At 65.3% G+C, this 19,319-nt stretch carries 16 protein-coding genes; 6 read left to right on the forward strand and 10 right to left on the reverse strand.

The annotated features are described in order from the left end of the window. Window positions 1-69: 69 nt before the first annotated feature. The 3 genes from dsbD to dsbG are packed head-to-tail and all read left to right on the forward strand — an operon-like array spanning window position 70 to window position 3,415. Window positions 70-1,815, forward strand: a complete 1,746-nt coding sequence (gene dsbD / locus R0382_RS03090) for a protein-disulfide reductase DsbD (protein WP_432722211.1) — start codon at window positions 70-72, stop codon at window positions 1,813-1,815. A gap of 26 nt (window positions 1,816-1,841) precedes the next feature. After that, complete coding sequence (locus R0382_RS03095) at window positions 1,842-2,645, forward strand: prolipoprotein diacylglyceryl transferase family protein (RefSeq protein WP_432722213.1); 804 nt, start codon at window positions 1,842-1,844, stop codon at window positions 2,643-2,645. Continuing rightward, the gene (gene dsbG / locus R0382_RS03100; RefSeq protein ID WP_432722215.1) at window positions 2,642-3,415 is read left to right on the forward strand and encodes a thiol:disulfide interchange protein DsbG; all 774 of its coding nucleotides are present in this window, start codon (window positions 2,642-2,644) and stop codon (window positions 3,413-3,415) included. The genes R0382_RS03095 and dsbG overlap by 4 nt, the downstream gene beginning before the upstream one ends. 256 nt (window positions 3,416-3,671) lie before the next feature. On the opposite strand, the gene rtcA is transcribed toward dsbG, so the two are convergent. From rtcA to R0382_RS03125, 5 genes are all read right to left on the reverse strand, one after another. Next, a complete protein-coding gene (rtcA, locus tag R0382_RS03105) occupies window positions 3,672-4,718 on the reverse strand; it encodes an RNA 3'-terminal phosphate cyclase (RefSeq protein WP_432722217.1) in 1,047 nt (348 codons plus the stop codon). Between the two features lie 42 nt (window positions 4,719-4,760). Continuing rightward, window positions 4,761-5,582: a nucleotidyltransferase domain-containing protein gene (locus tag R0382_RS03110; protein ID WP_432722219.1), complete on the reverse strand. Its 822-nt coding sequence runs from the start codon at window positions 5,580-5,582 to the stop codon at window positions 4,761-4,763. A gap of 68 nt (window positions 5,583-5,650) precedes the next feature. Next, a complete protein-coding gene (locus tag R0382_RS03115; RefSeq protein ID WP_432722220.1) occupies window positions 5,651-6,865 on the reverse strand; it encodes an RtcB family protein in 1,215 nt (404 codons plus the stop codon). Then, window positions 6,862-7,161, reverse strand: a complete 300-nt coding sequence (locus R0382_RS03120; RefSeq protein ID WP_432722222.1) for a zinc-ribbon domain containing protein — start codon at window positions 7,159-7,161, stop codon at window positions 6,862-6,864. Before R0382_RS03120 ends, R0382_RS03115 begins: the two co-directional genes overlap by 4 nt. Window positions 7,162-7,268: 107 nt before the next feature. Further along, the gene (locus R0382_RS03125) at window positions 7,269-8,405 is read right to left on the reverse strand and encodes a slipin family protein (protein WP_432722224.1); all 1,137 of its coding nucleotides are present in this window, start codon (window positions 8,403-8,405) and stop codon (window positions 7,269-7,271) included. Window positions 8,406-9,008: 603 nt separating this feature from the next. Between R0382_RS03125 and rtcR the strand changes: the two genes are divergently transcribed. After that, window positions 9,009-10,625: an RNA repair transcriptional activator RtcR gene (gene rtcR / locus R0382_RS03130; protein ID WP_432722225.1), complete on the forward strand. Its 1,617-nt coding sequence runs from the start codon at window positions 9,009-9,011 to the stop codon at window positions 10,623-10,625. Window positions 10,626-10,761: 136 nt separating this feature from the next. Here the strand turns inward: rtcR and R0382_RS03135 are convergent, their stop codons facing one another. Continuing rightward, on the reverse strand, window positions 10,762-11,850 hold the full coding sequence (locus R0382_RS03135) for a DUF3616 domain-containing protein (RefSeq protein WP_432722227.1): 1,089 nt from the start codon (window positions 11,848-11,850) through the stop codon (window positions 10,762-10,764). 9 nt (window positions 11,851-11,859) lie between these two features. Beyond that, on the reverse strand, window positions 11,860-12,597 hold the full coding sequence (locus R0382_RS03140; protein ID WP_432722228.1) for a sporulation protein: 738 nt from the start codon (window positions 12,595-12,597) through the stop codon (window positions 11,860-11,862). Between the two features lie 389 nt (window positions 12,598-12,986). On the opposite strand from R0382_RS03140, the gene R0382_RS03145 reads away from it, so the two are divergent. Both R0382_RS03145 and chrA read left to right on the forward strand, forming a co-directional pair. Then, entirely contained in the window at window positions 12,987-14,003 is a 1,017-nt protein-coding gene (locus R0382_RS03145) for a sensor domain-containing diguanylate cyclase (protein ID WP_432722230.1), read from the forward strand. Window positions 14,004-14,362: 359 nt separating this feature from the next. Then, entirely contained in the window at window positions 14,363-15,715 is a 1,353-nt protein-coding gene (gene chrA, locus R0382_RS03150; RefSeq protein ID WP_432722232.1) for a chromate efflux transporter, read from the forward strand. 22 nt (window positions 15,716-15,737) lie between these two features. On the opposite strand, the gene sstT is transcribed toward chrA, so the two are convergent. The 3 genes from sstT to R0382_RS03165 form a co-directional block, all read right to left on the reverse strand. Next, a complete protein-coding gene (gene sstT, locus R0382_RS03155; RefSeq protein WP_432722234.1) occupies window positions 15,738-16,958 on the reverse strand; it encodes a serine/threonine transporter SstT in 1,221 nt (406 codons plus the stop codon). A gap of 223 nt (window positions 16,959-17,181) precedes the next feature. After that, a complete protein-coding gene (gene pyk, locus R0382_RS03160) occupies window positions 17,182-18,600 on the reverse strand; it encodes a pyruvate kinase (RefSeq protein WP_432722236.1) in 1,419 nt (472 codons plus the stop codon). A 126-nt stretch (window positions 18,601-18,726) separates the two neighbouring features. Further along, the gene (locus R0382_RS03165) at window positions 18,727-19,314 is read right to left on the reverse strand and encodes a TetR/AcrR family transcriptional regulator (RefSeq protein WP_432722238.1); all 588 of its coding nucleotides are present in this window, start codon (window positions 19,312-19,314) and stop codon (window positions 18,727-18,729) included. Window positions 19,315-19,319: the final 5 nt, after the last annotated feature.

Genomic DNA, 19,319 nt, shown 5'->3' on the forward strand with positions numbered 1-19,319 from the left:
CCACAGTTAACGCGGCGTTAATCCTGGCTGGCGACCCTCTCCGAGCATTCAAATTACAAGGCCATGCCCATGTTGCGTTTCATCTGGAGCCTGCTCCTGTTGGCCATGCTGTGGGGCCAAGCCGCTCGCGCGCAGGCCGACTTTCTCCCGCCGGAGCAGGCTTTCCGGCTCAACGTTGTCGAGCTTGGCGACGGTCAGGTCAGGCTGAGCTGGGACATCAGCGACGGTTATTACCTGTATCGCAAGCACATCAAGATCGAGGGATTACCGGCGGGCAGCGTGCCGGCACCGGTCATGCCGGCTGGCAAGACCATCCACGATGAGTACTTCGGCGAATCCGAGGTCTACGTCGACCATCTGACGCTGCAGGTACAGGCGGGGCAGGCGCGGCAATTGCGCATCGGCTGGCAGGGTTGCGCCGAGGCCGGCCTCTGTTATCCGCCGCAAACCCGTACCGTGACGCTGCAGGGCGCTGCCGCCACCTCGTCCGGCGCGACGGCGGCGAGTGCGCCAGCAACGCCGGCGCAGGGCGAAGATCAGGCCATTTCTGCGCAGCTCGCGCAGGCGGGCACCGTCTGGGTGTTGCTGGTGTTCTTCGGCCTGGGCTTGCTGATGACCTTCACCCCCTGCGTGCTGCCGATGGTGCCGATTCTCAGCAGCCTGATCGTCGGCAGCGGCGCCACCGCCCGGCGCGGCTTTGTGCTGGCGCTGGCCTTTGTGCTGCCGATGGCGCTGAGCTACGCGGCAATGGGCGCCGCCGCCGCGATGATGGGCGCGAATCTGCAGGCCATGCTGCAAACACCGTGGGTACTCGGCCTGTTCGCCGCGCTCTTCGTCCTGCTCGCACTGGCCATGTTTGGCGCGTACGAGCTGCAACTGCCCGCCTTCGTACGCGATCGACTCAATCACGCCCGCCAAGGTCGGCAAGGCGGCACGCTGGGCGGTGCCGCGGTGATGGGCGTGCTCTCTGCGGTATTGGTAGGCCCCTGCATGACCGCGCCGCTGGCTGGTGCCTTGCTGTACATCGGCGACAGCGGCGACGTGCTCAAGGGCAGCCTGGCGCTATTGGCCATGGGGCTGGGCATGGGCGTACCACTGCTGCTGGTCGGCACCCTGGGCGCCAGACTGCTGCCGCGCCCCGGCCCATGGATGACGCGGGTCAAGGCGGTGTTCGGCTTTGTGCTGCTGGCGATGGCGATCTGGTTTGTCGCGCGCATGTTGCCGCCGGTCGCCACGCTGGCGCTGTGGGGCGTATGGCTGTTTGCCGTCGCCACCGGCGTGCTGGCCATGGGGGAAAGCTGGACAACCGGGAAATGGCCGCTGCGCGGCACCGCAATGCTGCTGGCGCTGTGGGCCGTGGCGATGCTGATCGGCGCCGCGGCCGGACAAAGCAACCCATTGCAACCGCTTGCGTTTGTCTCAAGCAGCGCGGCGCCGGGCCCGTCGATGATGGATGGCTTCACGACCGTCCGCAGCGCCGCCGCCCTGCAACAGGAAATCGACACCGCAGCCGGCCGGGGGCAGTGGACGCTGGTGGATTACTACGCAGACTGGTGCGTCGCCTGCAAGGACATCGAGCACGCGGTCTTTGGCGACGCCCGGGTGCAGCAGGCGCTGAACGGCATGCGTCTGCTCCGTCCCGACGTTTCCGCCACCGGCGATGACAGCCAGCAATTGCTCGCCGCTTACCAAGTGCTCGGCCCCCCCACGCTGTTGCTGATCGGCCCGGACGGCAAGGAGCGCCGCGACTTGCGCGTGGTCGGTGAATTGAGCGCCGACGAATTTCTTGCCCGCCTCAAACAAGCACGGGAGTAAGGATGCTGAGTTTCAATCTGGGCCCCGTGGCAGTTCCCACCGATATCGCGCTACTGGGCGCCGCCTTGCTGGTCGCCCACGCGGCGGGCTTCCTCGCCGGCCGCCGCCAGCGCGTCAGCATTGCCAACCATTTGCACGACATGCTGCTGTGGGGCTTGGTGGCCGCGCGGCTGGGGTTTGTCGTGATCTGGTTTGAACAGTACCGGTCACAGCCCTGGAGCATGCTGGATCTGCGCGATGGCGGCTTTAGCCTGTGGTCCGGTCTCGGCGGGGCGCTGCTGCTGGCGGCATGGCGCGGCTGGCAACACCCGGCGCTGCGCCGGCCGCTGGCCTTTGCGCTGCTGGCAGGCGCACTGAGCCTCGGCGCCGGCCAGGCATGGCAGGCCGGCCATGAAGCGCCGGCGCTGTCGACGCAAGCCTTGAGCACCCTGCCCGGCACCCCCACCACGCTGGCGGCGCTGGCCGAAGGCCGGCCGATGGTCGTCAACCTGTGGGCCAGCTGGTGCCCGCCTTGCCGTCGCGAGATGCCGCTGCTGCACGCCGCACAGCAGCGAGGCGACGTGCGCTTCGTGTTTGTGAACCAGGGCGAGGCCGCCGCCGCCGTGCAGCAGTATCTGCAAGCCGAAGGGCTGCAACTGGACAATGTGCTGCTCGACCCGGCCAGCGCGCTCGGACGTGAGTACAAGTCGGTTGCGCTGCCCACCACGCTCTTTTTCGACGCCCGGGGCCGGCTTGCCGCCACGCATCTGGGCGAGCTGTCCGCCGCCTCGCTCGCCAGCAAGTTGCAAATGCTGCGGACTACGCCACTTTCCAAAGGAAACCCACCATGAACCTGACGCAAACGTCGAAAAGAATCTTGTTGTCTTCGCTGCTCGCCCTGCCCCTGAGCCTGCACGCATTCGCCGAACCGGCCAAATCATGGCCAGCGCCGATCAAGGCACTGGAGAAGCAGGGTTACGAGATTCTTGGCAGCTTCAAGGCACCGGATGGCATGACCGGCTATACCGCGATGCTGCTGACCCGGCCGCAAACCATCTATCTGACACCGGGTGGCGACAAGGCGATCGTCGGCACCATGATCGACGCCAACGGCGACAACTGGAACCAGCAGCTGCTGGACAAGCAATTCAGCACCGCGCTGTGGCAGCAACTGGAGCACAGCGCCTGGGTAGCGGATGGCGACAGCAAGGCCCCCCGGGTGATCTATGCCTTTACCGATCCGAACTGCCCGTACTGCAGCAAGTTCTGGAATGATGCCCGCCCCTGGGTCAAGGCCGGCAAGGTACAGATTCGCCATATCCTGGTCGGCATCATCAAGGCCGACAGCACGGGCAAGGCCGCCGCCATCCTGGCGGACGCCAACCCGTCGGCAGCGCTGAACCGCCATGAACTTCAGCACGCCAGCGGCGGCGTCAAACCGCTCTCGAAGATTCCGCAACCGATCCAGGACAAGCTGAGCATCAACCAAAAGTTGATGGAGCGCTTTGGCGCGTTTGCTACCCCGACCATCCTGTATCGCGATGCCAGCGGGACCATGCAAAGAATGCAAGGCGCCCCCTCGTCGGCCGCCAAGCTCAAAGAGGTCATGGAGGGCAAGTGAACAGGAATGCCTTTCGGCATCGCCAGTCATCCAAACGCCAAGCCTGACAGTCGTGCACACAGGGCCAAACTAGCGGGGGGGTCGGGCCCCAAGGGCCACTGAACACCTGCCGCAAGGACGTCACGACTGTCGTGGCCGTCAATCGCCGGCCTTTGATGAGTTCAGGCTTGACCTTCCCCAGCGGTGCGCACGCGTTTCGCGGTAGATCTAAGTGGACTGACCCGGCTCCTGTGGCGTTCGGCTTCGCAGCTCTGGGCTAGGAAGTGGAGCGCACGCGTACTTGCGCCATCGTCGCAGTCAGTTGCTCAGTCTCGATGTCCACCGGCAAGAACTTTTCGATCACCGCAACATTGGTGTGCAGGTGAGATGAAGCATGGCTTGTCGTGAAAGCGCCTCCGCCGGCGAGGACCAGCGGCAAGAGCAACTGATCTGCAAGGTGTTCGCCGACTGCCGCGTCGCTTTTCAAATAGCTTCTGGCTTGACGTACGACGTCGTCGGCAACCGATTCGGCTGAAACACCCTTTTCACCAAAACCAGTAAACACCTCGGTAATCTCGCCTCGCACAACCTCAATGAGCAGCACGTTGCCCGGCCCTTCCGAGCTCGGCAATACGCGAAGCTGCCCATCCACATCAGCCATCTGGGTGTTGATCCGCTCCAGCTCGCGCTTGGCGACGCTGGCCGGCACGCCTGCGACCAAGGCTTCGGCACGCAGGCGCGCCTCGCCCCCGCGTGTGGTCAGGTCGATCGGCTGCAACACCGCACACGGCTCGACCTTAGCCAAAACCTGACCGCCTCCAGCCGGGTAAAAGCCGTGGCGCAGCAGTTCAATCGATTGCTTGACCCCCATGCGGTGCAGCAGCGGCTGCCACGCCCGGATCAGAAAATCGGCCGGCGGCGCCGCGTGGTTATGCGTGCCACCGGTCACCAGGACCGAACTCGGCACATCGGCAGACCACAACGCCGGCAGCACCGTCTGCAGCACCAGTGTGCAGCTGCCGGCGCTACCAATGGCGAACTGGTAGTCGCCACCGCGAATCGGCCCCGGCGCGAAGCTCAGGGTTTGCGAACCGAGCCCGGCGCCCTGAACCTTGGCGCCCGAGATCGCCGTGGCAGCCTGCACGGCGGTCAGGTGCTGACGCAGCAGCCCGGGCTTGCTGCGTTTGGCGCGGATACTTTCGATCCGGAACGGCAAGCCGGTGATCATCGACAGCGTCAGCGCGGTGCGCAGCACCTGGCCGCCCCCCTCGCCTTCCGCACCATCCAATTCGATCCACGCTTGTTTGAAATCCTGACTTTTCATTTTTTGCTCTTTACAAGACAAGCGGCCGACATGGCCGGAGGTCTAAGTGGAATGCTTAGGCAAGAACGCCCCAACCTGGCCAATGGCATCGAGCAGAAGACGATCGAGTGCAGTGGCGTCCCCTGTCGGTTTCTTGAAATCGCTCGGAGGCTTTTCAGCCGCCAGCGTCCGCTCGATAAATGCATGGATCAGTGGGAAGCGCGCACCGTGCTCCGCCTCACCGGCGGCCATCTTGACGGCCAGCAGCGCATTGATCTCCTCGCGCAGTGCCGGCTCAAGCACCATCGCATCGGCAAGATCGGCGAAACGCATCGGCGGCATGCCGTTGCCGGCATCGATCCATTGCGCGGCCAGTAGCGGACGCAGCACATACAAATACTTTTTCAGCCGCACCGTCTCGCCTTGCAGGTATCCACGGAAATTCTTCTTCGCCATCGCCAGGTAGTGCCACCGCCCCTTTCGTTCGGATAAGAAGGCCGACTTCAAGGTGCGCAGTTGCTCGCCAACGCCAGCATCCTCGCGATAGATCACCGGCGAATCGAGCCATTCGAACAGCGTCGGGTTGGAACGCCGCATCAACTGCAGTGCCTTGCGCAACTCCCAGCCGCATACGTCGAGTTCGTCGCTGATCGGCACTTCGATCACATCACGCTGCGGTTCGACCCGCAGATACCAGTCGAGCTTGTGCACATAGAGAAAGCGCACGTCATAGTCGCTGTCGGGCGAGGCAAAGCCCCAGCCCCGACTGCCGGACTCACAGGCAAACAGCACGCGCACATCGTGACGCGCTTCGATGGCCGTCAACTCATCCATCACACGTTCCCGCATCAGCGGCTCGATCGGGTGGGCACTCAGAATCTTCATTTCCGTTCTCCGCCGGTATCCAGACCGGTCTTGTCTCACTCCGGGCGGGGCCCTTGCCCCTCCCCGGATCATCCTTTCACGCACACCACCTGACGCAGCGTATGCACGATTTCCACCAGTTCCGACTGCGCCGTCATCACCGCGTCGATGTCCTTGTACGCCATCGGGATTTCGTCGATCACGTCCGAATCCTTCCGGCACTCCACCCCGGCTGTGGCGCGGATCTGGTCGTCGACGGTGAACCGCCGCTTGGCCTCGTTCCGGCTCATCGTCCGGCCGGCGCCGTGGCTGCACGAGCAGAATGCCTCTTCGTTACCGAGACCACGGACGATGAAGCTCTTGGCGCCCATCGAGCCGGGAATGATCCCGAGCTGGCCCTTCTGCGCCGAAACGGCGCCTTTACGCGTGACCAGTACTTCGCGGCCGAAATGCATTTCCTTCTGCACATAGTTGTGGTGGCAGTTCACCGCTTCGACGTCGGCCGCGAACGGTTTGGCGATCACCTTCCGAGCGGCGGCGATCACGTTCTGCATCATCACCGCACGGTTACGTCGGGCGTAGTCCTGCGCCCAACCCACGGCCTCGACATAGTCGTCGAAGTGCTGCGCACCTTCGACGAAGTAGGCGAGATCGCGGTGCGGCAGGTCGGCGATGTGCTGACGCATGTCGGCTTGGGCGAGTTCGATGAACAGGTTGCCGATGGCGTTACCGACGCCGCGTGAACCCGAGTGCAGCATGAACCAGACGCGCTGTTCCTCGTCGAGGCAGACCTCGATGAAATGGTTACCGGTTCCCAGCGTTCCCAGATGCTTGTAGTTGTTGGTGTTCTTCAGCTTGGGGTATTTGTCGGTAATGGCTTTGAAACCGTCGGCCAGCTCGCCCCACATGGTGTCCACGGTGGCCGGCGGCGTATCCCAGGAACCCTGGTCACGCCGACCCGGGGTACGGCCATGCGGCACGGCGGCTTCAATGGCGCTACGCAGGCCGGCCAGATTGTCGGGCAGGTCAGCGGCGGTCAGCGTGGTCCGGGCGGCCATCATCCCGCAGCCGATATCCACGCCGACCGCGGCCGGGATGATGGCGCCGACGGTGGGAATCACGCTGCCGATGGTCGAACCCTTACCGAGGTGCACGTCCGGCATCACGGCGAGGTGCTTGTAGATGAAGGGCATCTTCGCCGTGTTCATCAGCTGTTCGCGCGCCTCCTGCTCGACCGGCACGCCTTGCGTCCACATCTTGATCGAAGCGCCGTTGGGGACGGCGAGGGTGTCGTACTTGTTCATTGCTTGATGTCCTTGATGGTTCCCGCCAGTGCCCGGCGCCGCTGCTGGCGGCAGCCGAGGCAACGCACGGCGGTTGAATACACATAGCCCTTGGCGGTTTCGTACCACCATTGCTGTTGTTCTGCTGTCCAGATCTGCTTCGCACCGCAATCGCGGCAGGCGAAGGCCAGATCCTCGTAGTAGCCGCGTTCGACGAATGCCGGTGCGCCGTAGCTGTTGTTCGGCGCCAGCCGCGCCACATTGACCTGCCGTGCGCCCTTGGGCCGGACTACTGCGGCCGGTACAAGCTGTGTCACGGCTTCCCGTCGTGCCTTGCGCCGCGCCATGAGGGCGGCCCGTTTCTGTTTACCGCTTTGCATCATGCCTCTCCTGGCACCCGGCGGGATCATCCCGCCGGGCGATGCTAGGTTTTCAAGCTCACCAGCCCGTTCAGCAACTGGTCGAAGCCGCCGATTACCGAAATCTTGTCGATCCGCTCGGCCAGCCGCTCCAGCGTTTCCAGCTCCTTGAGCCGCAGCGCCGTCGGGTTGTCTTCCATCACCTTGGCCGTGTTGAGCAGCGAGCGGGTGGCCCCGGTTTCCTCGCGTCGGCGGATCACATTGGCTTGCGCCGCTTTTTCCGCCTCGACCACTTGCGCCAGCAGTGCCTTCATTTCGCCCGGCAACACGATGTCTTTCACGCCGAGGCTCGCCACACGCACGCCGAAGCCGTTTAGCCGCGCGGTCATGTGCAGGCTCACGACGTCATCAATCACCTGCTTGTTCTCCAGCAGCTCGTCGAGCGTGCGGGTGCCGACGGCGGCGCGCAGGCCGAACTGCAACTCGCGGTAGATATGCTCCATCGGCTTGGCTAGGCGCGAGAACGCCAGTGCCACGTCGTCGAACAGCCAGTTGGCGGCGAGGTTGACGCGCAGGCTCACCTTGTCGCGTGTGAGGATCTCCTGCCCGGTGATCTCGACCGTTTGCAAGCGGGTATCAACCAGATCGACCGCGATATCGCGGTTGAACCGCCAGTAGGCGTAGCGCCCCGGTTGCAGCAGCGCAACGCGCTGACCGTCGATCCGCAATAGGCCGACCAGGCCGTCCTGCACTTGTACGTTCAATATCGCGTTGAGTCCGATGATGGCTTTGCCGCGCAAGGCCGGCTGGGCAATTCGCGCCAGCAGTGCCTCAGGCACGGCCCAGCCCGCAGCAAGGTCGATCCGCTCGAAACGCTGCGCTACCGCGTCCCGCCAATACATGCGGCGCGAGCCCGGCGCGACGATCTCGACCAGAACCTCGTTCTCGAAGCGCAGTCCGGCCTCGTTGTCGCCAAGGTCGAACAGCGCAAAGTGCGACGCCACGACCTCCGGTTCGTACTGGCGCAGGTATTCGGCCAGCGGGTGTTCGAACAGCGCTTCGTCCAGCGGATAGGCCACGACGGCGTAGTCGCGCTTCAGGCTGGTTTTCAGGTAGCGGCCCGGCTGCAATACGGCGGTGAAATCGCCGTTGCACAGCAGCAGGGCGCGTTCATTCTTGCGTACCAGAAATCGTTGCCACATCTCTCTTTTCCTTTTTATTGGCCGGTTGTCGTCGATCCGGACAGGGGGCCGCATGGCCATCCAGGGGGCCGTCGCACCAGGGCGCTGTCGTGCGCAACCTTGATGGCCGGTTGCTCATTCAGCGCGCCTCGCACTCGGGCTGCCTGGGGGCGATACCACCCCCGGGCCGGATCGACGGCGGCATTGCCGCGCCGGGTACTGCGTTTTGCAAAGTCCCTTTCGGGGTTTCGAGCGGGAGTCGAACCCGCGACACACGGTGTTGAACCGTTGCTCTACCCATTGAGCTATCGATGGCGGCGATCCGGGAATCGAACCCGGCGGGCACCAAGCATCGCCAATGACTGCGCTTCCACACGGCGGTACATGCACTGCCCAACGGGCGACATGCCGGCGCGGCTTGAGAACCGCTCACCCCAGGGCCGTGCTTTCCTGCAGTCCAGGGTTACACAGCGAAAGTCGTGCCAGACAAATCGAAGCACCCAATATGTTCGATAACTTGTTGTTTTTACATGAATATTGTTTTTATCACCTGCAGTTCGTTCTCACGGCTATTCATAAAAATACGATATAGTTGGATCGTCATTTATCTATTGCTATCGCATCATGAAGCGTGTCGTCGTTTTCGGTTTCGTCGGTACGGTGCTCGACTATGTCGGCAAGGGTGGGCAGCGCTGGGAGAAGTGGCGGCCTACCGTCGGGCTGTGTCAGCAGGAAGACCTGATCGTCGACCGGATCGAGCTGCTGCATGACAGTCGCAGCCGGGGGCTGTTCGAGCGCTTGAAGCGGGACATCGAGACTGTCTCTCCCGGGACCGAGGTGGTCAGCGTCGAGGTCAACCTGCGCGACCCGTGGGATTTCGAGGAGGTTTACGCCGCGCTGCACGACTTCGCCCGCGGCTATGCCTTCGACACCGAGGCCGAGGATTACCTGATCCACATCACCACCGGCACCCACGTCGCCCAGATCTGCTGGTTCCTGCTCGCCGAGGCCCGCTACCTGCCGGCCAGGCTGGTGCAGACGTCGCCACCACGCAGGCGCGAGGGCGAAGGCGTCGCCGGCAGTTACGCGCTGATCGATCTCGACCTGTCGCGCTACAACAAGATCGCCACGCGTTTCGCGCGCGAGCAGGCCGAGACGGTGTCCTTCCTCAAGTCCGGCATTGCCACGCGCAACGCGCGCTTCAACCGGATGATCGAGCAGATCGAGCGGGTCGCCATGCGCTCAAAGGCGCCGATGCTGCTGTGCGGCCCGACCGGCGCCGGCAAGTCCTTTCTGGCGAGACGGATCTACGAACTGAAAAAAGCCCGCCACCAGCTGGCCGGCCGCTTTGTCGAGGTGAACTGCGCGACCTTGCGCGGCGATAGCGCGATGTCGGCATTGTTCGGCCATGTGAAGGGGGCGTTTACCGGAGCCCAGACCGAGCGGGCCGGTTTGCTGCGCAGCGCCGACGGCGGCTTGTTGTTCCTCGATGAAATCGGCGAACTGGGCCTGGACGAGCAGGCGATGCTGCTCAAGGCGATCGAAGAAAAGCGTTTCTTCCCGTTCGGCAGCGATCGCGAAACCGACAGCAATTTTCAATTGATTGCCGGTACGGTGCGCGACCTGAAGCAATGGGTGGCCGAAGGCAGGTTCCGCGAAGACTTGTACGCCCGGATCAACTTGTGGACCTACGAGCTACCGGGCCTGGCGGAGCGCGCCGAAGATCTCGAACCGAACCTTGAATTCGAACTGGCCCGCTTCGCCAGCGAGCACGGTGAACAGGTCCGCTTCAATGCCGAAGCCAGGCGGGCCTATCTCAAGTTTGCCACCTCAAGCGAAGCCAGGTGGGCCGGCAATTTCCGCGAACTCTCGGCGTCGGTCACGCGGCTGGCAACGCTGGCAGACGCGGGCCGAATTACCAACGACAACGTCGACGAAGAGATCGGTCGCCTGCGTCAGGCGTGGCGCAACGGCGATACCAGCGAGCTGACCGACCTGCTGGGGGAAAAGAGCGGACTGCTCGACCTGTTTGACCGCCTGCAGCTGGAAAACGTGATCGAGGTCTGCAAACAATCCAGCTCCCTATCCGATGCCGGCCGACGCTTGTTCGGGATGTCGCGGCAAGAAAAAGCCAAGGCCAACGACGCAGACCGGTTGAGGAAATATCTGGCCAGATATGAATTGAGCTGGCAGCAGATTCAGGACATCCCCGAGCCATCCCGCGGCACGGGAAAACCTTGATCCCCCGCCCACCGGCACCCCAACTGAAATGAATCGGGGCCGGCGCTTCACAGCGTCGGCCCCTTTGCTTCCAGTTCGCAACCACCAACGGCATCGCCGCCGGGCGGAACAAGCGCAGGAGCTGTAGCGAAACGGCTTAGCCGTTGCGCAGCAGATCGCCCATCACCGTCTGTTCGCCGCGCTTGCGCGCGGCCGACGGCGCGTCGTACAGCAGCAGCCAGCGACGCGGCCCGGCCCAGCCGGCCGGCAGTGCGCACAGCGCCTCGGCGCGGTCCTCGCCGACGCCATAGGGCAGCGCCAGCTGCTCGACCGCGGCGTCCCACCACATCGCGGCGGCCTCGTCGTCGGGTACCGCAGCGAGCGCCTGCGCGGCACCGGTCCAGCGGAACACGCGGACCGCACCATCGAGCACCATGGTCGGGCCGGCGAGGATCAGCAGATCGTCGCCATCCATGTGCAGGTCGCGAACGCCCAGACCGGCCAATCGCAGGAAATGCTTGCGGTAGTGCGCGCCGCCCTTGCCCAGTGGCCGCAGCCGCAGCTTGCCCTTGCGGGTTTCGACCGCGATTTCGAGCACGCACGACCAGCCACGCAGCACCGGCCCGCGCAGGCCGAGCAACAACCGGTCGCCGTGCAGCGCCAGCCCTTCGATATCGAGACCGTTGTCCTTGCCCGGAATCGCCAGGAACGGCGCCAGTTGTGCGTCGTCGGCCAGCAGTTCGGTCAGTTCGTTGCGGCGCGGGCCGCCCTTGAGCACCGCGGCGCTACGGCCGTCCGGCGCTTCGCGCACCAGCATCGGCAGGCCGTCGGCGCCGTCCACCAGCGGAATGCGCGCCAGCAGGCAGCGGTTGCCGTCATGGCTCAAGGTCGCCAGCCGCGCGAGATTGTCGTCGCGGCCGGGCTTGGGGTTCTTGCGTTTGAGCCCGTGCGAGCCGACCAGCCACAGATAGCCGTCGGCGCAGGCCAGCCCTTCGATATCGGCCTCGATGTCGGCGGCGGCCGGCAGGTCGAGGTAGTCGGCCAGCGGGAAATGCTGCGCCTCGCCAAACCGCAGCACTTCGCCGTCGACCGGATCGAGCCGGCGCAGCCGGTCGAGCCCGCAGGCCTCGTCGCCGGCGACCCACAGCGCATCACCGCTGACGCAGGCGCCCGACAGGTTGTCATGGACCAGTTGCTCGCCGTCGAGCTCGAGCCGCACGGCGTGTTGCTGCAGATGACGGGGCATGGCGTCTCCTCAGTAGAACAGCGGCGCGAACTGGCGCTGCACGGCGTCGACCGACAGCCCGGCGTGCGGCACGCTGACGACGCGGTAGCTGTCGCCACGGAAGCGCCGGTCGACTTCGACCAGCACATGCGTCACCGTCGGGCCTGGCAGGAAGGACAGCTCGACTTCGGCAATGCCGCCGCGCCCGGACGGGCGGAATTCGAGTTCCTGATAGCAGCCGCTCTGGCTGTTGCCGACCTGGGTGCGCAGGTAGCCGGCTTCGACGTCGGCGCGCGCCAGCACGAAGCCGAGCCGCTCCATCGCGGTGATCACTGCCTGCATCGGCTCGGTCGGCTCGACCACCAGCGGATCGCGATCGGACGCGTCGACGGCGCTGGCGATCGACAAGCGCGTCTCGAGCCAGACGCGGCAGCGGTTGTCGCGGCAACGCAGCGCGTTGATCGGCGTCTCGGCGGGCAGTTGCGTATTCAGCGGAATCGACATCGTCTCGCCGGCGCGCAGCACGAAGCGCTCGTTCAACGGCCAGTGCGCCAGCACGTGGCTGGTGGTGTACTCGCCATTGTCGCTCTCGACTTCCATTTCGGTGCACAGCGCCAGTTGCAGCCCGTCGATCGTCTGATCGGCCGCGCCGCCTTTGAGCACCACCTCGCCATCCAAGGGCCCGCCCGGGATCAGCCGCGACGTCGTAATACGGGTATCAACCTGGGCGCCACCGAAACCGGCAGCCGCGAGCAAGGAACGGAACATGAGTACTCCTGAAAAGGGATGAACGACGCGGGACATCGGCGCTGCGGTAAGCCGCTGGCAGCCTTCACGTGACCGCGTGCGAAACCAACCGGATGCTTTCCTCGGCTTGAAGCGAGGCGCATGCAAAACCGTCATTGCCGCCCGACTGCAGCTATCGACCACGCCGGATAGCGTCGGTTCCTTGAATGAATCGCAGCCTTCCCAAGCTGCAAGCATCCGGCAGAATCCGCGGGCAACCCACGCGAGCGCCGCACGGCCTGTCGCCCTTTCCGGCACCGGCCTACGCCGGTCTTTTCCATGCTGCCGATCCCCGGCATCATCGACCCCGTCGCAGCCGGCACGCCATCGTCCGCTACGATACCGTCGAACCGATCGAGAGAACGAACCGCATGGACACGATGCTGCTGGCGCTATCGGATACCGTCACCGAAGCGCACGATCTGGAAAGCCTGACCCGGCCACTGCTGGAAATGCTCGAAACCCTCACCGGGCTCGAATCGACGTATCTGACCGTGATCGATCTGCCACGCGGCCAGCAGGAGATCCTGTTTGCCCGCAATGCCGATGCGCTGACGATTCCCGAAGGGCTGTCGGTCGACTGGAACGATACGCTGTGCAAACGGGCGCTGGACGAAGGCCGGATGTACACCGGCAACGTCGCCGACTGCTGGGGTGATTCGGACGCCGCCCGCGCGCTGGGCATTCGCACCTATCTGAGCACGCCGGTGCGCATGCGCTCGGGCGAGCTGTACGGCACGCTGTGCGCAGCCAGCGCTGCGCCGAAAACGCTGAATGCCGGTACCGACCGCGTGCTGACGCTGTTCGCCCGGCTGATCGCCGAGCATGTCGAGCGCGAACAGCTGCTGCAGCAGCTGCAGCGCGCCAATCGCGAACTGTCCTTGCAGGCGCTGACCGACCCGCTGACCGGCCTACCCAACCGCCGTGCGCTGATGCAGGAACTCGGCCGGCTGTTTTCGCTGTCCAGCCGCGCGGCACATCGGGTGCTGATCGCCTACATCGATCTGGACGGCTTCAAGCACATCAACGACACCCTCGGCCACGACGCCGGCGACCTGCTGCTGCAGACGATCGCCCGGCGCGTTTCAAGCGTGCTGCGTGCCGGCGATTTTCTGGCCCGGGTCGGCGGCGACGAATTCGTCGCCATCGGCATGGGGCCGACCGACGACACACTGCCAGCGCATGCCGCCGAGATGTTCCAACAGCGCCTGTTCGCACAGACGGTGACGTACTTCGATACCGACGGCAGCGAACAGCGCTACCCCGGTGCCAGCGTCGGCGCCGTCGCGGTCGACCCGGCCGGCATCGATGTCCATCAGGCGCTGCAGCAGGCCGACGCCGTCATGTATGCGGTCAAGGCACAGCGCCGGGCGGCGCGTCGTGCTTAGAATGACGCGCCAAACCCGCTGACAAGGTGTCGGCAAGGCGTGCGGAACGCGGCCAGTCCGAACGCTGCGGCCCCTGCAGCCAGCTGGCTTTTTGTTCGCCAAGGCCGGCCGGATCCGCCGTCCGCCATGGCGGTGTCCACCGCCTTCGGCCGCGACGCAACACCGCCGACTGCACCTGTCGCTTGCCCCATCGCGGTGCGTCACACCCAGGCCTCTCGCGGCCCCGGCGCAGCGCCCACGGTGCGACCGGCGCAACAGCGGCAAAAAAACAGATGCAATCGGCATGGATCACGCCAGAATCCAGCCTGCGCGGCCCTCGCCAGCGCCACGCCAACGCTTAAAACCAACGATCCCTGCCCATGCATCCAACCGCACCGCCCGCAAACACCGAACGCCCTGCTGACGTCGGCTTCTGGCCGGCCTTCCTGTTCTGGCTCAAGCTCGGCTTCATCAGCTTCGGCGGGCCGGCCGGGCAGATCGCGATCATGCATCAGGAGCTGGTCGAGCGCCGGCGGTGGATTTCCGAGCGGCGTTTCCTGCACGCGCTGAACTACTGCATGGTGCTGCCGGGCCCGGAGGCGCAGCAGCTGGCGACCTATATCGGCTGGCTGATGCACCGGCGCGTGGGCGGCATCGTCGCCGGCGTGCTGTTCGTGCTGCCGTCGCTGCTGATCCTGATCACGCTGTCGTGGGTCTATATCGCCTATGGCAACGTGCCGCTGGTCGCCGGGCTGTTCTACGGCATCAAGCCGGCGGTCACCGCGATCGTGCTGCACGCCGCGCACCGGATCGGCGGTCGGGCGCTGAAGAACCGCACGCTGTGGGCAATCGCGGCGCTGTCCTTCGTGGCGATTTTTGCGCTCAAGCTGCCTTTCCCCGTCATCGTCGCGGCCGCGGCGCTGATCGGCTACGTCGGCGGACGGATCTCGCCGGCGACCTTCCGCACCGGCGGCGGCCATGGCCAGGCCCACGCCGGATACGGACCGGCGCTGATCGACGACGACACCCCGCTACCCGAACACGCGCGGTTCCGCTGGGCCGGGCTGGCCGGCATCGTGCTGGTCGGTGCGCTGCTGTGGCTGCTGCCGATGGGCTTGCTGATCGCGACCTTCGGCTGGTCGCACGCGTTCACGCAGATGGGCTGGTTCTTCACCAAGGCGGCACTGCTGACGTTCGGCGGCGCCTACGCGGTGCTGCCCTATGTGTATCAGGGCGCGGTCACCCACTTCGGCTGGCTGACGCCGACACAGATGATCGACGGCCTGGCGCTCGGCGAAACCACGCCGGGGCCGCTGATCATGGTCGTTGCCTTCGTCGGTTTCGTCGGCGGCTATGTGCAGGCCAGCTTCGGCCCGGACCTCGCCTTCGTCGCCGGCGCATTCGCGGCGACGCTGGTGACATGGTTCACCTTCCTGCCGTCCTTCGTGTTCATCCTCGCCGGCGGGCCGCTGATCGAATCGACGCACGATGACCTGAAATTCACCGCGCCGCTGACGGCGATCACCGCCGCCGTCGTCGGCGTCATCGTCAATCTGGCGCTGTTCTTCGGCTACCACGTGCTGTGGCCGGCCGGTTTCGACGGCGCGTTCGACTGGCCCTCGGCGCTGATCGCGCTGGCCGCGGCGATCGCGCTGTTCCGCTTCAAGCAGAACGTCATCCACGTGATCGCCGCGTGCGCCGTCGTCGGTCTGCTGGTCAGGACCTTCGGCTAGCGCGGCGAGTCAGCCCCCCGGCTCAGTCGCGCCGCGGTTCGCGGGCGATGCACGCCGCGGCGGTGAACAGCACGTCGGTCGAGCTGTTGAGCGCGGTCTCGGACGAATCCTGGATCACGCTGATGATGAAGCCGATCGCGACGATCTGCATCGCCACGTCGTTGCTGATGCCGAACAGGCTGCACGCCATCGGAATCAGCAGCAGCGAGCCGCCGGCAACGCCCGACGCGCCGCACGCGGCCAGGCTGGCGACGACGCTGAGCAGCAAGGCGGTCGGCAGATCGACGGCAATGCCGAGCGTGTTGGCCGCGGCCAGCGTCAGCACGGTGATGGTGATCGCCGCGCCGGCCATATTGATCGTCGCGCCGAGCGGGATCGACACCGAATAGGTGTCTTCGTTCAGCCCCAGCTTCTCGCACAGCTGCATGTTCACCGGGATGTTCGCCGCCGAGCTGCGGGTGAAGAACGCGGTCAGGCCGCTTTCGCGCAGGCAGGTGAACACCAGCGGATAGGGGTTGCGCCGGGTGACGATGGCAACGATCAGCGGATTGACGACCAGCGCAACGACCAGCATCGCGCCGACCAGGACCAGCAACAGCCGCGAATAACCGAGCAAGGCCGAAAAGCCGGTCGTCGCCACCGATTCGGCGACGAGGCCGAACACACCGAACGGCGCAAAACGGATGATGATCTGCACGATGCGCGACACCGCGTGCGCGACGTCGGCGAGAATCTGCCGCGTCGGCTCGCTGCCATGATGCAGCGCAAAGCCAAGCGCCGCGCCCCAGGCGAGCACGCCGATGTAGTTGGCGTTGGCGAGCGCGTGAATCGGGTTGTCGAATACCTGGAACAGCAGGCTGCGCAGGACTTCGGTGATGCCGCCGGGCGGCGTGCTCGAGTTTGCGGCGGTGACCAGCGTCAGCGTCGACGGGAACGCAAAGCTGATGCAGACGGCTACCAGCGCGGCCGAAAACGTGCCGAGCAGGTAGAGGCCGAGGATGGCCTGCATCCCGGTCGCGCTGCCGCGGCGCTTGTTGGCGATCGACGACGCGACCAGCAGCAGCACCAGGAGCGGCGCGATCGCCTTCAGCGCACTGACGAACATCGCGCCGAGCAGCGCCGCCGACTGGCCGGCCGCCGGCCAGATGAACCCGAGCGCCGCACCGGCGACCATGCCGGCCAGAATGAGCAGGACGAGGTTGCCCGTCAGGAACAGGGACAGCCATTTGGAGGCAAATCGCATGGGCTTCTCGATATGGAATGAGTAGAGCGGAATCGAACGGCCGCAGCCGACGTACCGTGGAGGCTTGCGCTTTTACAGTGTGGCCGCGTACCGGCGCAATCGCCGATTTCCCGCCCGCCCTCCGGTCAAACCGCTAAAGGGGCGAACGCCGAAGCGCGGCAAACGGTCCGGCGGCCAAGAAAAAAGGCCCGCAATCGCGGGCCTTTGTCGACGGACGCTGCAATCAGCGCGAGGGGATTTCCAGAATCCGCAGCGTGTTGGCACCTTGCCCGGCCGGCGCGCCGAAGGTCAGCGCGATCCGGTCGTTCGGCGCGGCGACGCCGGCTTTCAGCAATGCGGTCTGCACATGGGTGATCTGCGCGTCGCGATCGACCAGGTCGGCATCCATCATCCGCGGCTGCACGTGGCGGAACAGCGCCATCTTGCGGTAGGTGGTCTGGTCACGGGTGAACGCGTAGATCGGCGTGCCGCTGATATAACGCGACAGCCACAGCGGCGAGACGCCCGAGTTGGTCAGCGCGGCGATTGCTTTCAGATCGAGGTGGCCGGCGGCGTACAGCGTCGCCATCGCCACGGTCTGGTCGATCCGGTCGAACGGCAGCGTATCCAGCGGCACGTCGCCGCCGCGCTCGACCGATCGCTCGGCCTCGATGCAGGTCCGCGCCAGCGCCTCGACCGCCTCGACCGGGTATTTGCCCGCCGCCGACTCGGCCGACAGCATCACCGCGTCGGTGCCGTCGAGCACGGCGTTGGCACAGTCGGAGACTTCGGCACGCGTCGGCACCGGGCTGGAGATCATCGATTCCATCATCTGCGTCGCGGTGATGGTCAGTTTGCGCTTGGCGCGGGCGCGCTTGATCATCATCTTCTGCAGCGCCGGTACGCTGGCGTCGCCGACTTCAACCGCCAGATCGCCACGGGCGACCATGATGCCGTCGGAAGCGTCGAGGATTTCGTCGAGGTTGGCGACCGCTTCGGTGCGTTCGATCTTGGCGATCAGCCCGCCGGTACCGCCGGCGGCGCGCAACAGCGTGCGCGCCATATACATGTCGGCGGCGCTCTTTGGGAACGACACCGCGATGTAGTCGGCCTGCAAGGCGGCGGCGGTCTTGATGTCTTCCATGTCCTTGGCGGTCAGCGCCGGCGCGGTCAGGCCGCCACCCTTGCGGTTGATGCCCTTGTTGTTCGACAGCACGCCGCCGAACAGCACCGTGGTGTAGACCTCGGTGCCGCGCACCTCGAGCACTTCGAGCTGCAGCTCGCCGTCGCCGAGCAAGAGGATCGCGCCCGGTTCGACGTCGTTCGGCAACTCCTTGTAGTCGAGGCCGACGCGTTCGGCGTTGCCGAGCTCGCAGGCGGCGTCGAGGATGAAGGTGGAGCCCTTCTTGAGTTCGATCTTGTTCTTTTCGAACTTGCCGATGCGGATCTTCGGCCCCTGCAGGTCGGCGAGCACGGCGACCGGCACGCCGAGCTTGTCGGCGATGGCGCGCACGGTGTTGGCGCGGTCGGTGTGATCCTGGGCGGTGCCGTGGGAGAAATTGAGGCGGACGGTGTTGACGCCGGCCTTGATCAGCTGTTCGAGGACGGCCGGGTCGGTCGAAGCAGGGCCGAGGGTGGCGACGATCTTGGTACCGCGGGGCATGGCTTTACTCCTGTGTCGGAATCGCTGCCGACCACCAGGGGCCGGCCAGACCGACATTGTGGTCAGCCTGCACCGACAAGTAAATCACCAGCCCCCCGCCAGACGGCCAGATCCGAACGCCGGCCCTCAGGTTTCGAGCAGCGTCTGCAGCGTACTGCGCAGCACGGCGATGGTGGCTGCGTCCACATCCTTCGGGTGACGAACCTGCCGCAGCATCAGCCCTTCGAACAGGGCGATGATGATTTCGGTCCGGGCCTCCAGATCGCCCAGCGGTGGCAGGCCCCGTCGTTCCCGGCCCGAAGCAATGGTTTCGGCCAGCCGCGTCCTGGCCTTCCGGTCTCCCTCTTGCACCGTCGCGGCGACCTTGGGATTGCGCGTGGCCTCGGCCAGGATCTCGATCTGCAGCGCATCGTCGGAACAGGGCGATTCGCCAATGTCGTTGCCAGCCTCGCGGATCAGCGCCTGCAGGATGTCCTCGTCGTCGTACAGCGCGTCGAGCAGCGCAAGGATTTCGGCAACGTCGCGCTCGACGATCGCCGCGATGATCGCTTCCTTGTTCTCGAAATAGTGATAGATGTGGCCCACGCTCATGCCGGCTGCCTTGGCCAGTTCGGCCATGCTCGCACCGTGGAACCCCCGCTGGCGAAAGCAATCGGCTGCGGCGTCAAGCACCTGATTGCAGCGTGCCTCGCCCCGGTCTTGTTCGGTTTTCATGCTGT

The organism is Jeongeupia wiesaeckerbachi (assembly GCF_050916355.1).
GTDB lineage: Bacteria > Pseudomonadota > Gammaproteobacteria > Burkholderiales > Chitinibacteraceae > Jeongeupia > Jeongeupia wiesaeckerbachi.

Coding starts and splice junctions, on each gene's coding strand:
- dsbD (WP_432722211.1), top strand. CDS start 70: ATGTTGCGTTTCATCTGGAGCCTGCTCCTGTTGGCCATGCTGTGGGGC.
- dsbG (WP_432722215.1), top strand. CDS start 2,642: ATGAACCTGACGCAAACGTCGAAAAGAATCTTGTTGTCTTCGCTGCTC.
- rtcA (WP_432722217.1), bottom strand. CDS start 4,718: ATGAAAAGTCAGGATTTCAAACAAGCGTGGATCGAATTGGATGGTGCG.
- R0382_RS03110 (WP_432722219.1), bottom strand. CDS start 5,582: ATGAAGATTCTGAGTGCCCACCCGATCGAGCCGCTGATGCGGGAACGT.
- R0382_RS03115 (WP_432722220.1), bottom strand. CDS start 6,865: ATGAACAAGTACGACACCCTCGCCGTCCCCAACGGCGCTTCGATCAAG.
- R0382_RS03125 (WP_432722224.1), bottom strand. CDS start 8,405: ATGTGGCAACGATTTCTGGTACGCAAGAATGAACGCGCCCTGCTGCTG.
- rtcR (WP_432722225.1), top strand. CDS start 9,009: ATGAAGCGTGTCGTCGTTTTCGGTTTCGTCGGTACGGTGCTCGACTAT.
- R0382_RS03135 (WP_432722227.1), bottom strand. CDS start 11,850: ATGCCCCGTCATCTGCAGCAACACGCCGTGCGGCTCGAGCTCGACGGC.
- R0382_RS03140 (WP_432722228.1), bottom strand. CDS start 12,597: ATGTTCCGTTCCTTGCTCGCGGCTGCCGGTTTCGGTGGCGCCCAGGTT.
- R0382_RS03145 (WP_432722230.1), top strand. CDS start 12,987: ATGGACACGATGCTGCTGGCGCTATCGGATACCGTCACCGAAGCGCAC.
- chrA (WP_432722232.1), top strand. CDS start 14,363: ATGCATCCAACCGCACCGCCCGCAAACACCGAACGCCCTGCTGACGTC.
- sstT (WP_432722234.1), bottom strand. CDS start 16,958: ATGCGATTTGCCTCCAAATGGCTGTCCCTGTTCCTGACGGGCAACCTC.
- pyk (WP_432722236.1), bottom strand. CDS start 18,600: ATGCCCCGCGGTACCAAGATCGTCGCCACCCTCGGCCCTGCTTCGACC.
- R0382_RS03165 (WP_432722238.1), bottom strand. CDS start 19,314: ATGAAAACCGAACAAGACCGGGGCGAGGCACGCTGCAATCAGGTGCTT.